This window comes from Porphyromonas sp. C0041D3, from assembly GCF_056590575.1.
Genome location: NZ_JBWPWJ010000004.1, coordinates 15,446 through 28,651, shown reverse-complemented (window position 1 = coordinate 28,651; position 13,206 = coordinate 15,446). Strand labels below are relative to the sequence as shown.

Below are 13,206 nucleotides of genomic sequence, written 5' to 3'. Positions count from 1 at the left end.
CACTATACAGATCCCTAAATGCTTGACAAAATCCTAATCTTAGACTTTGGCTCCCAGACGACCCAGCTCATCGCTCGCCGTGTGAGAGACCTCGGTGTCTACTGCGAGGTGGTGCCGTACCGATCGATACCGGAGGACTTCTCCGATATCAAGGGCGTCATCCTCAGCGGTAGCCCCTACTCCATCCACGATCCGCGATCCTTCCGGATCGATGTGCAGGCGCTGATCGACCGGGGTCTCCCGATCTTGGCGATCTGCTATGGGGCCCAGCTGATCACCGGTGAACTGGGTGGTACCGTTGAGCAGACAGGGCTGCACGAGTATGGTCGCACCCATCTCTCCATAGGTGGCGAGGGGGCAAAGGACCCACTCCTCCGGGGACTCTCCGAAGGGACGACCGTCTGGATGTCCCACAGTGACTCGATCACCGTCCTGCCGGAGGGCTTCGAGGTGCTGGCGACGACGGAGAATATCCCGATCGCCGTCTTTCGAAGCAAGACAGCTCCGGTCTGGGGCGTGCAGTTTCACCCCGAGGCGCACCACTCCGAGCAGGGGAGCCGTCTGCTGGGCAACTTCATTGACATATGCGGGCTGGAGCACGACTGGACGCCTGCCTCCTTCATCGACACCACGGTGGCTGAGCTGAGGGAGCAGCTGGGAGAGGACAAGGTGATCCTCGCCCTCAGTGGCGGCGTCGACTCAAGCGTCTGCGCCACCCTACTCCACCGCGCTATCGGTGACCGGCTCTACTGCATTTTCGTCAACCACGGACTCCTCCGCAAGGGCGAGTTTGACGAAGTGATGTCTCTCTACAAGGGGCTGGGACTTAATGTAAAGGGGATCGACGCCGTCGACTACTTCTACTCTCAGCTCAAGGGCGTCTCCGACCCGGAGCAGAAGCGGAAAATCATTGGCAAGGGCTTCATCGACGTCTTTGCCGCTGAGGCGCATAAGCTCAGGGATGTGAAGTGGCTCGCCCAGGGGACGATCTACCCCGACGTGATCGAGTCGCTCTCCATCACCGGCACGACGATCAAGAGCCACCACAATGTGGGCGGTCTGCCTGAGGATCTGAAGTTTAGCCTCGTGGAGCCACTCCGCAAGCTCTTCAAGGACGAGGTGCGCAAGGTGGGCGAGGAGCTCGGCATGCCGCACGACATGGTCTATCGTCAGCCCTTCCCCGGTCCCGGTCTTGCCATCCGCATCCTCGGCGACATCACGCCGGAGAAGGTTCGGATCCTGCAGGAGGCGGACCACATCTTCATCAGCCGGCTCCGCGAGGCCGGTCTCTACGACGAGGTATGGCAGGCGGGAGCGATCCTCCTACCGGTTCACTCCGTCGGCGTGATGGGCGATGAGCGGACCTACGACCAGGTGATCGCACTCCGTGCCGTCACCTCTGTCGATGCGATGAGTGCTGACTGGGCGCACCTACCCTACGACTTCCTCGCACGTGTGTCGAGTGAGATCATCAATACGGTGGACGGCGTCAATCGCTGCGTCTACGACATCTCCTCCAAGCCGCCATCCACGATCGAGTGGGAGTAATCACCCCGAGAGCATAAAGAGAAAGGACGCACCGCCATATGACGGTGCGTCCTTTTCTTTTTCACCTCTCCCCGAGGAGCTTCACCAGCTCGAAGAAGTTGTAGGAGCGGCAGTACCGCTTCGCCTTATTATAGCGGACATTGACCTCCTGGTACGACGACCAGAGTGCCGTAAAGTCGTGGATAGGTCTCATGTCTCTCCGACCATCCTCGCTGACGAAGGTGGTGCGGTTGGTCCCCGAGAGCGGGATGCCACCGAAGTCTGTCACTAACCACAGGACGCCCTCCTCATCGACGTGCGTCGCCAAGGGGCAGGTCGCCCACCACTCCAAGTAGATCCCCACGGTAGGTCGCTCAAAGCCTGAGCTCCCCGTGTAGGCAAGACCACACTGAGTCATCAGCGGGGTCAGGAACATCCGGCTATCCCTCAGGATCTCCTCTCGGTGCCTATAGATGAGAAACGCATGCTCTAGCCAGAGCGTCCACCCTAGCTTCCGGATCTCATCGATCTCCTCCTCGGTCTCATCCGACCGAAACTTCGGCTGAGGCTTGTAGTAATACTCGCCGGTCTCGTGATTGAGAGCCCAGCGTGTCGGCACCGGCTTCTCGCCCTCCCCGAGCGGCTCGCACGGCAGCACCGTCCCATCCATCAGTGTGATCGAGGTGATGACCTGACTCTTCTTTTCCTCCATAGCTTGAGCGTCTTAGACTAAAGTGTGGTTACATCTCATCCAAAAGCAAATATACCTCTTTTCCCCTCTCATCCGCTCTCCTCTGTCAGACGGGGTCTCCGTTGATGTGGGTATATTTGTACTGCACAAGTAAGACAATAGTAGCTATGAATCAAGAGATAGACTTCCTCCTGTACAGTATGCCCGACACGGAGGGGAGCGTACAGGTTGTGGTCAAGGACGAGACGATTTGGTGCTCCCAGAAGGCGATGGCACAGCTCTTCGGAGTGGGTGTACCAGCAATAAGCAAACACCTAAAGAACATCTTCGATGAAGGGGAGCTGACCCGTGAAGTGGTTATTTCCAAAATGGAAACAACCGCTCCTCATGGTGCCATTCCCGACCAGGTACAGATCCGAAGCGTGGACTTCTACAACCTCGATGCGATCATCTCAGTGGGCTACCGAGTCAGCTCCGTGAGAGCAACGAAGTTCCGTCAGTGGGCAACACAAATCCTGAGGGAATACATCCGGAAGGGTTTTGCAATGGATGACGAGCGGCTAAAGCAGGGAACGGCGGTTTTCGGCAAGGATTACTTCCGGGAGTTGCTGGAGCGTGTCCGTTCCATCCGCGCAAGTGAGCGTCGCATCTGGCAGCAAATCACCGACATCTACGCTGAGTGCAGTATTGACTACGACAAAAGGTCTCAGACAACGAAGGACTTCTACTCTATGATCCAAAATCGTTTTCACTACGCCATAACTGGGCAGACCGCCGCGGAAATTATCTTTACGAAGGCGGATCACACTAAGGAACACATGGGCCTGACAACGTGGAAGAATGCCCCCTCCGGGAGAATACTCAAATCGGATGTCTCAGTGGCAAAAAACTATCTCGGAGAGGATGAGATCCGCAGGCTCGAGCGAGCTGTCACTTCCTACTTTGACTACATAGAGGGCCAGATCGAGAGACACAACACCTTTACGATGGAGCAATTTACCATCAGCGTAGACAAGTTTCTCTCTTTTAATGACTACAAGATCCTACCCGACAGAGGGCGCATCTCTGCTACCGAAGCCAAGGTGAAGTCGGAAGCGGAGTATGACATTTTCAATAAGACTCAGCACATCGACTCCGACTTTGACAAGGAGGTAAGGAAAATGCTGAGGTAGCCCCCGATTTGGGCAAAATCAAAGGATCACAGACAAGACCTCACGAAGAGACTTCCCGCACACTCTTGTAACCGTTTTTTCATAAGAGAGGACAGGAGGAGACAGAGGGTAGGCGCATATGGCGTATCTTTGCAACTACAAACATACCTAAGATCACATAGTTAGTGGTCTGATAGATACAGTAACTATGAAAGCAGATGAAGCACCACCCCGGGCAGGGGGTGGTGCTTCATCAGATGGCTATAGGTCGGAGATCAGTCGCCAATCATGTAGTGGTGGTAGCCCTGCAGGCGCTGCCAAGCTCCACGGGTGAAGTCGGGTACCTCCACGGGGGCAAAGCCGTGCTCGAGGGAGATCTGGGAGAGCGGGATCAGTGCGCACCACTCAGCCATATCGTAGACGTCCATATCGAGCGGCAGGCCGTTGCGGAGGCAGTAGATGAGGCGGTAGTCCATGATGAAGTCCATACCACCGTGTCCGCCTACCTCCTTGGCACGTTGCTCCAGCTCACGTGTGATGGGGTGCTTGTACTTCTCGTAGAGCTCCTTCTGCATCTCGGGGCTGACCCAGCTGTGGGTGGACAAGTCGTCCACAGCGGGCATCCCTGCCTCCTTCAGGTCCGTGCCGGCAAAGGCGTAGTGCTCGGCGGGGTACTTGGAGGCGTAGCCCTTGGTGCCGGCGACGTTGTACTGGCGGCTGTAGGGGCGATGCGTGGTCACATCGTGGTGGATGAAGATCGTGCGTCCCTTCTCCGTGCGGATCATCGTCATGGTGTGCTGACCATTGGCCACCTTGGCATCCTTGACTCCACGTGTCTCCTCCAGGTAGGCGGGGAGGTTGCGGGGAGTGGTGTCCATGGAGACGAGGACATTCATCTTATCTCCGCGGTGAAGATCGAGGATCTGAGCAGCGGGACCCATGCCGTGGGTCGGGTAGACATCGCCACGGTGCTTGATATTGTAGTCCATGCGCCAGTCTCCCTCGTAGTAGGGCCAGAACTCCTCCAGATTGTGGATATAGCCTCCCTCGGCATAGACGATGTCACCGAGGAGACCCTTATTCTTCATATTAAGGGTGGTCATCTCGAAGAAGTCGTAAACGCAATTCTCCAGCATCATGCAGTGCTTGCGGGTCCGCTCGGAGGTGTCGATGAGCGTCCAAATGTCGTCCAGCGAGAAAGCGGCGGGCACCTCGACAGCGACGTGCTTGCCCTGCTCCATGGCGTACTTTGCCATCTCGACGTGGGTCTGCCAGTCGGTCACGATGTAGATCAAGTCGAGGTCGGGACGCTCCACGAGCTTCTTCCACGCATCCTCTGATCCGTAGTAGAGCTTTGCAGTGTGGCGGCCATTCTTCTCGAGGATTGCGTTGCTCTTCTCCGCCCGGTCCTGGTGAAGGTCGCAGAGAGCCACTACATCCGTGCCCTCGATGACCGAGAGGCGGTCGACGGCACTCACGCCACGCATACCGAGACCGATGATGCCGATCCGGACCGTCTGGAGCTTCGGGGCACGGAAGGCCAGCATATCCTGCTGTCCGGCAGGTCGCTCCGGGACCTTTGTCTGGATCACGCGCGAGCAGGCCTTCTCCTGCCCTCCCTTCTTGGCGCAGCAGTCCTGAGCCATTGCGGGAGAGATCATAAGTGCGGACAGGAATGCAGCCGCGAGATACTTCATCATTTTCATAAGTTCGTAGGCATTGATTATTATTTTATACTTGCATAGAGCAAATATAAAAAATTAGTCAGATATAAACTTCTTTTTGCGGGGGTACAAGCAAAGACAAGGGACGGGCACGCTATCTCCCGGAAAGAGGGATGGAAAGCGGCCGTTTTTGCCTACATTTGTAGGACATAAAGAGATACCGACATGACAGACCATAGATACTACTTTTACATCGAGGAAGGGCTGCAGCGAGGACCGGTGGCGATCGATCAGCTACCGGGGCTGATCACACCGCAGACTCTCGTCTGGCGGGAGGGAATGGCGGAGTGGATGATCGCGGACCGGATCCCGGAGGTCCACGCTCTGCTCAGCACGGCAGGGAGCGTGACCGCAGACGCACCACAGCAGCCCACCTATCCTGCGCCCCCGGCAATACCGGCAGTGCCAAGCCCCCTCTATCAGCCGACAAAGCCAAATAACTACCTCGTTTGGTCGATCCTGCTGACGGTCCTCTGTGGCAGCGTCCCCGGCATGATTGGCATCGCCCTCGGGATCACTTGCAACCAGAGGTACGCTGAGGGAGACTACAAGGGAGCTGAGCTGGCCTCCTCGATGGCCAAGAACTGCCTCATCGTCAGCGTGGTCCTCGCACTGATCTTGATAGGCGTCCTGGCGATGATGCTGACATCCTTTGGCAGTGCGCTGTACTCACTTACCGACATGCTGGAGAATAGCTGAGAGAGGCACAGAGGAAGGGGTTAATATCGTACCTTCGCCCTTTCGACCGAGCTGGTCACAATTCACCAAAGGTCCTATCATGGATAAGGAGTACTACTACATAGATGATCAAGGGGAGCGATTTGGTCCCTACACGCTGGAGATCTTCAGGCTACTACCGCTAAGGAGCCGGAGCTATGTCTGGTCAACAGGTATGGAGGAGTGGATCACCGCCGGTGAGATGAAAGAGCTGGATGGCTTCATCCGGAAGAGCGAGTCCACGCCTGACATCCCCAAGGATACAGATGAGCCGGAGCCCTTGACCGAAAGGACTGCCCCCGCGACAGAGGTTAGTGTCTCAGCAAAGCCGATGCCAAAGACCTGGCTGACGGAGTCGATAGTGCTGACGCTCCTCTGCTCGGTCATAGGACTGATCCCCTTTTTCCACGGGATGCAGGTGCGCAGCCTCTACCGTATGGGCGACTACGAGGGGGCTGCGAGAGAGTCTGCGACTGCTAAGAAATGGCTCTTCATAGCTGCAGCCATCGGTCTGGTAGTCGATGCACTCTACCTCTTATTCTTCAGAGATAATCTTCCCATAGCCCTGCCATGAGACAGAGATACAAGACACTGCTCTTTCTCCTTATGCTCCTCTCCATCACCGACATCCACGGACAGTCCTACCGGGTCATCTCCAATCCCACCGAGGCAATCATCGGTCAGATGGTGCCGGTCCCGGGAGGCTCATTTGTCTTACCCGGGACTGACAAGCCCACGGAGGTGAAGGCCTTCCTGATGGGGACGCACGAGGTGACGCAGAGGGAGTATCACTTCATCACGGGCGAGGATCCATCCTTCTACTCCAGTCCGGACAAGTCGCGCTTAGCAGGTTTCAACGGAGAGGGGATCTACCGTAGCGATACCTACAAGAGACCGGTGGAGAGCATCTCTTGGTACGATGCGGTGAACTACTGCAATAAGCTGAGCCTCCACGACAATCTGACACCGGTCTACACCATCACCGGCAACACGGTCACGAGGGACGATGAGGCAGATGGCTATCGCCTGCCCACGGAGGCAGAGTGGATGTGGGCCGCCATGGAGGCAGACAAGACGCAAGTGACAGCAAAGTGGTCAGGCGGTCTCGGGCTGGCACTCCCTCGCTATGCGTGGTACCGGACCAATGCCTATGCGGAGTGGAACCCTCTCTACAACCCAGCCGATATGATCAAGCGACCAGAGTATGGCACCCGCAGCGTCGGTACGAAGAGCCCCAATAAGCTGGGCCTATACGACATGTCCGGAAACGTCTGGGAGTGGTGCGAGGACTGGTATGGTGAGCGGACGCCCGCCTACGGAGGACCCTCGGAGGGGGTCTACCGGGTCGCAAAGGGCGGATCCTTCCACTCTCCGGCGCTCGCCCTCCACCTGGACTATAGAAGAAAGCAACTCCCCGACTGCCCCAGCCGCCTGATCGGCTTCCGGGTCGTGCGCTCCCTGAGAGCAGACGAGCAGACAAGCCATACCGATCAGCCATGAGCGACACCCTGAGAAAAACCCTTTACCTGCTCCTACTCACCCTGCCAACCCTTATGCAAGCAGCCGGACAGACCTTAGAGATGGCAAAAACACAGATAGATAAGCTGGCAGAGATTGACGAAGAAAGCTTCGCCTCGTATGCCGATGACTACACCTACGACGAGGAGTACTTTGCCGAGAAGGAGCCTGCCACCATCTACTACCCGAAGGATCTGAAGGAGAGAGGCAAAGTGCCTGCCGTGATCATCGTGCATGGGTTCAATTGCAAGCAGAAGTTTCTCCAAAAGCTCCCGAAGCAACTAAGCTCGCACGGATTTATCTGCATCATATACACAGCCCTGGACCAGAAGCGCCCCTTCCAGTGGCCACCCGGGCTGATGGCTGCCTACGAGATCCTACGAGGTGAGAGCATGCGACCGAACAGCCCCATCTACGACCATGTGGACCTCAGTGCGGTGGCACTCGTAGGACACTCGATGGGTGGTGCCGGAGTACTCCACACCGCCATGATGCCCTACCCTAATGGTCTGAGTGGTAAGATAAAGACCGTCATCGGACTCAATCCCTACAACGGCGGTCCAATGATGGCAGAAGTGGGCGGTGGCGCCAATGACGGACTCGGGGACGACCTCTCCCACCTGCGGATCCCGACGATGATCGTCACCGGCAGCTACGACATCATTGCCTTCCCATGGAAGTCCCTTGCCTTCTACAACAGCCTCCAAGGGTCGGCCAAGCACGCCTTCCTCTCCATCGAGAAGATGGACCATGCCGACTGGTACTTCATCCCGAGCGAGCCCAATTACCCGACCGTGCGCGCCATCGTCTACCTCTGGCTGATGGCCTATCTCGCTGATGATCCCTCCTACCGAGATTACTTCGTCGACAGGCCAGGCAGTACCTTCGACAGATACATCAAGCCGGTCCTCGGCAATACCCCCAACCCCCTCACACGCGGTGGTGAGCCTTTCCCGCCCTACCTGCTGTCCGATGAGGGTCTCGACCCCGCACCGAAGGACGACCCCATTGATTAGGGGTTCTAATCCCTTATCTGTCCCCTTCAAGGGTGAGAATAGCTTCTACAGACGGCACACTAAGATGTGAATCCGTAGTAGGGAGTGGGAGGTAGTGGCGGATGTAGTCAATCTCCAGAGTGAGCGGGTGCTCCGGTGGCACCGGCTGACCTACCCAAGAGCCTCCCATCTGGGCTGACAGGATGAGGTAAAAGGGGTAAGGAAACTGCTCCTCGCCCTCCACGACACGAGGGTAGGTGTGGCACAGCCGATCATTCACCAAGAGCAATATCTGATGCTCCTCGATCACTACGCTGTAGACATTGAAGCAGCTCGAGTCGATCCCAATGACGCTCCCGCGATCGGGTCCGGTGTAGTCCTCCCGCTCAGTCAGTCCGTTGTGGACCGTCTGGTAGACGATGGAGTCTTGATTGAGGTGCTCCATAACGTCTATCTCGCCATTATGTGGCCACGACACCTCGGGGGCATAGCCGAGCATCCAGATAGCAGGCCAAAATCCCTGACCGCTATCGAATCGAGCACGCACATCGATGCGTCCCAGCCGGATCTGCTGCTTCCCCTTGCCCCAGAGTCCGGCGGTAACGTAGGTGCAGGTGGTGCGGTCACAGTCAGCCCGGAGCTTCAGTGTCCCTCCCGAGATCTCCATCAGGTCAGGGCGCTCCGACGTCATATGGCGAGCCCAGTCGTAGGACTGAGCCGGGATGACACTCCAGAGGGTGCTGTCCGGGGTCTCCGATGCGAAGTCCTCCTCCCACACGAGCCGATAGCCCTCATACTGTAGCCGATCTGCCTCCTGTCCCACGCAGAGACCGGCAACGAGGATCGACGAGAAGAGAGTAAGCAAGCACCTATCCATCATTCGTGTCAGGTAAAGGAAGTGAAGCTCCTCAGCAGGGGCGGGATCTCGGAGAGTCGGCTCACCTCGTATAGGGGTACTCTGAGCGGTTCGTCCGGGCGAGCCTGACCTCGGAGGTTAAACCATATCGCTGGCAGTCCGGCATTGTCTGCCCCCTGGATATCCGACTCCCAGTCGTCACCGATCATCACCGTCTCCGAGCGCCGTGAGCGAGAGCGAGAGAGCGCGTAGTCAAAGATCGCCTTACTCGGCTTATTGATTCCCGCCATCTCGCTCAGCACGATGCAGTCCACGTAGGGCAGGATCCCCGCTGCGGTCATTTTCCGATGCTGCACCTCCATGAATCCATTGGACAGGATCACGATCCGATAGCGACGACGCAGCTCCTGCAGCAGCTCGATGGCCCCGGGGATCGTCTCCTTCTTCGTTGCCGTGAGCGAGAGGAATTGCCGATTGATCTCGTCAAGGAGCTGCTCATCGAGTGGTCCCATAAAGTGCTCAAGAGGCTCCTTGAAGCGCCTCACGGTAAGCTCCGGCTTCGTGATCTCACCGACACGGTAGAGATGCCAGAGGTGATCATTGATCGGCTGGTAGACATCTCTCAGGGTCTCGAAGGAGTCGATCCATCGGCTCCAGCCTCGTGCCTCATACACCTCACGCAAGGCAGACTGGTTATTACGGGTAGTCGCCCAAAGCGTATCGTCAAGGTCTATCAGCACCGTCTTTACTATCATAGGGGAAAATAGGTGGGGTAGTTATTCTTGCACAAAAAGAGACGAGGTAAGGAACAGGACACTCCTCGCCTCGTCTCAAGATAGATATCGGGTGAGACCTTTTTGGGAAAAAAGGCTCAGGTAGTTACTTACTCTAAAGGTCGGAGATCACTCCACCTCTACGACGAGATACTTGCTTCGGCTCCAGAAGTCCTTCTGATTGTCGATGACAAGCGTCTGATTGCCGTCTGCATCCTTCTCGAAGTGGTATGAGGAGGCAGGATGCTGAGTGCGCAGATGCGCCTTGGCGGCAAAGAGCGCGATCGTCGTCAGGTCGCGGGTGTCCACCTGCTTGAAGTACTCCTGATTGAATCCCTCAGGAAGCACTTTTGCCTTAGAGAAGAGACCACCACCCTTGATGATATTCTCCTCCTTCAGCTCACTGAGCGTCCCGAAGCAGTAGTAGGCGCGGTGCAGTGCAGCGTCTTGGTCCTGCAGTCGCTTATTCTGGATCGCGATGGTCGCCTCACTTACAGCACCCTTCTCTGACTGCTCAGAGATGAGACTATCCTGGCGGGCAATCATCCCCCGAGCGCTCTCGAGGTCAGCCTGGAGAGACTGGATCATCTGATCCTTCTCGGCGATCTGGCTGGTAAGGAGACTGATCTTCTTATCGAGGGCAGCGATATTGATGCCACTGCGCTTCAGCTTCTCCTGTTGCTGGGCAAGGTTCTGCTTATTCTCCTGCAGTGTCTGGCGCAGCAGCGAGATCTCATCCATGATGCGCTGCTTCTGAGACTGATTGAGCTCTCCCTTGAGAGCGTCAGCCTGCACACGATGCTCGGCATCAGCGATCTGGCTGAGGTTGCCCTCCACCTCGTTGATGATGCCGATGGCCTCATTGAGATCAGCCTGATTCTTATCACTCTGCATCAGCAGAGAGTCATAGCTGGTCTTCAGCTTGTCGTAGCTGGATCCCTTGTTACCGGTACAGCCGGCTACCATTAGCGAGAGAGCCACTGAGACTCCGGCTAAGGTCTTGACGAATGATCTGATCATACTCTTCTATTATTGTCTTGCTTAGTTTCTATCACGGAGGTCACCATTGAACTCCGCCACAAAATTATCGAAATTTATTCTTGTGCACCTTCTCCCCCTTAGGTAGCCCCTCTACCACGAGGACCATCTCCCCCTTAGGCTCCTCAGTAGCAAAGTGTTGCAGTAGCTCCGATGGGACGCCTCTCAGGTACTCCTCGTACCTCTTAGAGATCTCTCGAGCAAGGACGACGCGTCGCGTATCGCCATACAGCTCGCCTATCTCCTCGAGCAGCCTGACGATGCGGGTGGGAGCCTCGTAGAAGATCGTAGTCTCCTCCCGCTCCTCGAGTGCCCTCAGTCTGGTGAGGCGCCCCTTCTTGTGCGGCAGAAAGCCCTCGAAGACAAAGCGATCACATGGCAGCCCTGAGGCAACGACGGCAGGGATCACTGCCGTAGCTCCCGGCAGACAGCTCACCTCGATGCCCGCCTCGACGCAGGAGCGGACGAGGAGAAACCCCGGGTCAGAGATCCCCGGTGTGCCGGCATCGGAGATCAGGCACACCCGGCGCCCCTGAGAGATCTCCTCTGTCACCCGCTCGACGATCTTATGCTCATTGAATATATGATAGCTGATCATCGGTGTCTCGATGCCATACTCTCGCAGCAGGGTCGCTGACGTGCGGGTGTCCTCCGCCAGGATCAGGTCCGCCTCGCGGAGGAGGCTGACAGCCCTATAGGTCATGTCCTCGAGATTGCCCACCGGAGTGGGGATGATGGTCAGTGGTGTACTCATGGTAGACTATCTCCGAGTAGAGCAGGAGAGGACAAAGTCGCAGAAGCGCTTCCCCTCCTCCGAATCCATATCGACGCCGAGTGTCTCCGTAAGGTAGTGCCACACCTGAGAGAGGGAGCTGAGTCGGTCGATCTCCTCGAGGACCCTATTGAGCTCGGGGCGATTGCCACCGAAGAGTCCATTGGCGAAGAAGAAAGAGTCAGCTACCGACAGTTGCCCAGCGGTGTGGAAGTCGACCAGCGGCTCAAAGGCGGTCTCCAGAGTCAGCTCTGGGACCTTCTCCTCCAGATCCTGATCCACCATGACGGGTGCGCCACCGCTCTCCGGGGAGATGCACTCCTCAGCGATAGGCACCTCCTCCAGATCAGGGGTTGCGGGCGTCGCGTAGAGATCGGTCACCTCATCGCGTATCTCCGTCAGCTCCTGTATCAGCTGATTGATACGCTCCACCAGCCGGGCTCCATTACCATTTACTTCACTCATGACGATTGATGATGAGTCATTTATTACTCTCACAAAGGTACAAAAATTGGTCACCTCGGGCTATTGTACTCTAATACCGATATTAGTGCGCTCTAATACCGGTAAAAGAATTTCCTAATATCGGTATTAGAGAAACGGCTGAGGGGATGGAAAAAAGAGGGGGGCACTTTTTGGTACCTTTGCTATGCTGAAGAGGGTCTTGGCTCAGTTTTTGCACCTCTCTTCTTGGTAATCAATTTATACGACTATATATATGAGCAATTACTCAGACGAATTTCAGAGATACGCCACGAAGCACCTCGGGATGAACTCGCTGGCGCTGGATCAGTATACGAAGTTTAATTCCGAAGCCTCTCGCGGCTACGTCAATCCCACCATCATCGAGGAGCGACAGCTCAATATCGCCCAGATGGACGTCTTCAGCCGACTGATGATGGACCGGATCATCTTCCTCGGCTCCGCCATCGACGACTACGTCGCCAATGTGATCCAGGCGCAGCTCCTCTTCCTTGAGTCGAGCGACCCCGGCAAGGACATCTCCATCTATATCAATAGCCCCGGTGGCTCGGTCTATGCAGGCTATGGGATCTACGACACGATGCAGTACATCGACTGCAATGTCAGCACCATCGCCACAGGTATGGCTGCCAGCATGGCATCGATCATCCTCGTTGCGGGGACTAAGGGGAAGCGCTTTGCCCTCCCCCACTCCCGCGTGATGATCCATCAGCCACTCGGCGGGACCCAGGGTCAGGCCTCCGATATGGAGATCACGGTGCGCGAGATCCTGAAGGTGAAGCAGGAGCTCTACGAAATCCTCGCCAAGCACACCGGCCAGACGGTAGAGCAGATCGAGAAGGACTCCGACCGCGACCACTGGCTCCGGGCGGAGGAGGCAAGGGAGTACGGCCTCGTGGATAAGGTGCTCACCAAGAGCAAGGAGCAGAAGTAATGGCAAAGCGTAAGAAACCGACCTCTC

Annotated in this window: 14 protein-coding genes; 7 read left to right on the top strand and 7 right to left on the bottom strand. The window is 56.6% G+C overall.

Features of this window, described 5'->3' with window-relative positions:
- Positions 1-18: 18 nt before the first annotated feature.
- On the top strand, positions 19-1,548 hold the full coding sequence (guaA, locus tag AC1EKE_RS03900; RefSeq protein ID WP_480308294.1) for a glutamine-hydrolyzing GMP synthase: 1,530 nt from the start codon (positions 19-21) through the stop codon (positions 1,546-1,548).
- 61 nt (positions 1,549-1,609) lie between these two features.
- Here the strand turns inward: guaA and AC1EKE_RS03895 are convergent, their stop codons facing one another.
- On the bottom strand, positions 1,610-2,239 hold the full coding sequence (locus AC1EKE_RS03895) for a hypothetical protein (RefSeq protein WP_480308293.1): 630 nt from the start codon (positions 2,237-2,239) through the stop codon (positions 1,610-1,612).
- Positions 2,240-2,385: 146 nt separating this feature from the next.
- Between AC1EKE_RS03895 and AC1EKE_RS03890 the strand changes: the two genes are divergently transcribed.
- Positions 2,386-3,390, top strand: a complete 1,005-nt coding sequence (locus AC1EKE_RS03890) for a virulence RhuM family protein (protein ID WP_480308292.1) — start codon at positions 2,386-2,388, stop codon at positions 3,388-3,390.
- A gap of 254 nt (positions 3,391-3,644) precedes the next feature.
- Here the strand turns inward: AC1EKE_RS03890 and AC1EKE_RS03885 are convergent, their stop codons facing one another.
- Positions 3,645-5,069: a Gfo/Idh/MocA family protein gene (locus AC1EKE_RS03885; protein ID WP_480308291.1), complete on the bottom strand. Its 1,425-nt coding sequence runs from the start codon at positions 5,067-5,069 to the stop codon at positions 3,645-3,647.
- Between the two features lie 189 nt (positions 5,070-5,258).
- On the opposite strand from AC1EKE_RS03885, the gene AC1EKE_RS03880 reads away from it, so the two are divergent.
- The 4 genes from AC1EKE_RS03880 (at position 5,259) to AC1EKE_RS03865 (ending at position 8,344) form a co-directional block, all read left to right on the top strand.
- On the top strand, positions 5,259-5,792 hold the full coding sequence (locus AC1EKE_RS03880; protein WP_480308290.1) for a CD225/dispanin family protein: 534 nt from the start codon (positions 5,259-5,261) through the stop codon (positions 5,790-5,792).
- A gap of 79 nt (positions 5,793-5,871) precedes the next feature.
- Entirely contained in the window at positions 5,872-6,384 is a 513-nt protein-coding gene (locus AC1EKE_RS03875) for a CD225/dispanin family protein (RefSeq protein ID WP_480308289.1), read from the top strand.
- On the top strand, positions 6,381-7,310 hold the full coding sequence (locus AC1EKE_RS03870; RefSeq protein WP_480308287.1) for a formylglycine-generating enzyme family protein: 930 nt from the start codon (positions 6,381-6,383) through the stop codon (positions 7,308-7,310). Before AC1EKE_RS03875 ends, AC1EKE_RS03870 begins: the two co-directional genes overlap by 4 nt.
- On the top strand, positions 7,307-8,344 hold the full coding sequence (locus AC1EKE_RS03865; protein WP_480308286.1) for a poly(ethylene terephthalate) hydrolase family protein: 1,038 nt from the start codon (positions 7,307-7,309) through the stop codon (positions 8,342-8,344). Before AC1EKE_RS03870 ends, AC1EKE_RS03865 begins: the two co-directional genes overlap by 4 nt.
- 13 nt (positions 8,345-8,357) lie before the next feature.
- On the opposite strand, the gene AC1EKE_RS03860 is transcribed toward AC1EKE_RS03865, so the two are convergent.
- From AC1EKE_RS03860 to AC1EKE_RS03840, 5 genes are all read right to left on the bottom strand, one after another.
- Complete coding sequence (locus AC1EKE_RS03860; RefSeq protein WP_480308285.1) at positions 8,358-9,203, bottom strand: glycoside hydrolase family 16 protein; 846 nt, start codon at positions 9,201-9,203, stop codon at positions 8,358-8,360.
- A 5-nt stretch (positions 9,204-9,208) separates the two neighbouring features.
- Entirely contained in the window at positions 9,209-9,934 is a 726-nt protein-coding gene (locus AC1EKE_RS03855) for a YjjG family noncanonical pyrimidine nucleotidase (protein ID WP_297127684.1), read from the bottom strand.
- Positions 9,935-10,081: 147 nt separating this feature from the next.
- Complete coding sequence (locus AC1EKE_RS03850; protein WP_480308283.1) at positions 10,082-10,972, bottom strand: Cbp1 family collagen-binding glycoprotein adhesin; 891 nt, start codon at positions 10,970-10,972, stop codon at positions 10,082-10,084.
- Between the two features lie 64 nt (positions 10,973-11,036).
- Complete coding sequence (gene rsmI, locus AC1EKE_RS03845) at positions 11,037-11,744, bottom strand: 16S rRNA (cytidine(1402)-2'-O)-methyltransferase (protein ID WP_296162287.1); 708 nt, start codon at positions 11,742-11,744, stop codon at positions 11,037-11,039.
- Between the two features lie 6 nt (positions 11,745-11,750).
- Positions 11,751-12,227 (bottom strand): hypothetical protein, encoded by a 477-nt coding sequence (locus AC1EKE_RS03840; protein WP_296162290.1) that lies wholly within the window; start codon positions 12,225-12,227, stop codon positions 11,751-11,753.
- A 253-nt stretch (positions 12,228-12,480) separates the two neighbouring features.
- On the opposite strand from AC1EKE_RS03840, the gene clpP reads away from it, so the two are divergent.
- Positions 12,481-13,179 (top strand): ATP-dependent Clp endopeptidase proteolytic subunit ClpP, encoded by a 699-nt coding sequence (gene clpP / locus AC1EKE_RS03835; protein ID WP_297236336.1) that lies wholly within the window; start codon positions 12,481-12,483, stop codon positions 13,177-13,179.
- Positions 13,180-13,206: the final 27 nt, after the last annotated feature.

Excerpts from the sequence above, each read along its gene's own strand:
- guaA (WP_480308294.1), top strand. The coding sequence starts at position 19 with ATGCTTGACAAAATCCTAATCTTAGACTTTGGCTCCCAGACGACCCAG.
- AC1EKE_RS03895 (WP_480308293.1), bottom strand. The coding sequence starts at position 2,239 with ATGGAGGAAAAGAAGAGTCAGGTCATCACCTCGATCACACTGATGGAT.
- AC1EKE_RS03890 (WP_480308292.1), top strand. The coding sequence starts at position 2,386 with ATGAATCAAGAGATAGACTTCCTCCTGTACAGTATGCCCGACACGGAG.
- AC1EKE_RS03885 (WP_480308291.1), bottom strand. The coding sequence starts at position 5,069 with ATGATGAAGTATCTCGCGGCTGCATTCCTGTCCGCACTTATGATCTCT.
- AC1EKE_RS03880 (WP_480308290.1), top strand. The coding sequence starts at position 5,259 with ATGACAGACCATAGATACTACTTTTACATCGAGGAAGGGCTGCAGCGA.
- AC1EKE_RS03875 (WP_480308289.1), top strand. The coding sequence starts at position 5,872 with ATGGATAAGGAGTACTACTACATAGATGATCAAGGGGAGCGATTTGGT.
- AC1EKE_RS03870 (WP_480308287.1), top strand. The coding sequence starts at position 6,381 with ATGAGACAGAGATACAAGACACTGCTCTTTCTCCTTATGCTCCTCTCC.
- AC1EKE_RS03865 (WP_480308286.1), top strand. The coding sequence starts at position 7,307 with ATGAGCGACACCCTGAGAAAAACCCTTTACCTGCTCCTACTCACCCTG.
- AC1EKE_RS03860 (WP_480308285.1), bottom strand. The coding sequence starts at position 9,203 with ATGATGGATAGGTGCTTGCTTACTCTCTTCTCGTCGATCCTCGTTGCC.
- AC1EKE_RS03855 (WP_297127684.1), bottom strand. The coding sequence starts at position 9,934 with ATGATAGTAAAGACGGTGCTGATAGACCTTGACGATACGCTTTGGGCG.
- AC1EKE_RS03850 (WP_480308283.1), bottom strand. The coding sequence starts at position 10,972 with ATGATCAGATCATTCGTCAAGACCTTAGCCGGAGTCTCAGTGGCTCTC.
- rsmI (WP_296162287.1), bottom strand. The coding sequence starts at position 11,744 with ATGAGTACACCACTGACCATCATCCCCACTCCGGTGGGCAATCTCGAG.
- AC1EKE_RS03840 (WP_296162290.1), bottom strand. The coding sequence starts at position 12,227 with ATGAGTGAAGTAAATGGTAATGGAGCCCGGCTGGTGGAGCGTATCAAT.
- clpP (WP_297236336.1), top strand. The coding sequence starts at position 12,481 with ATGAGCAATTACTCAGACGAATTTCAGAGATACGCCACGAAGCACCTC.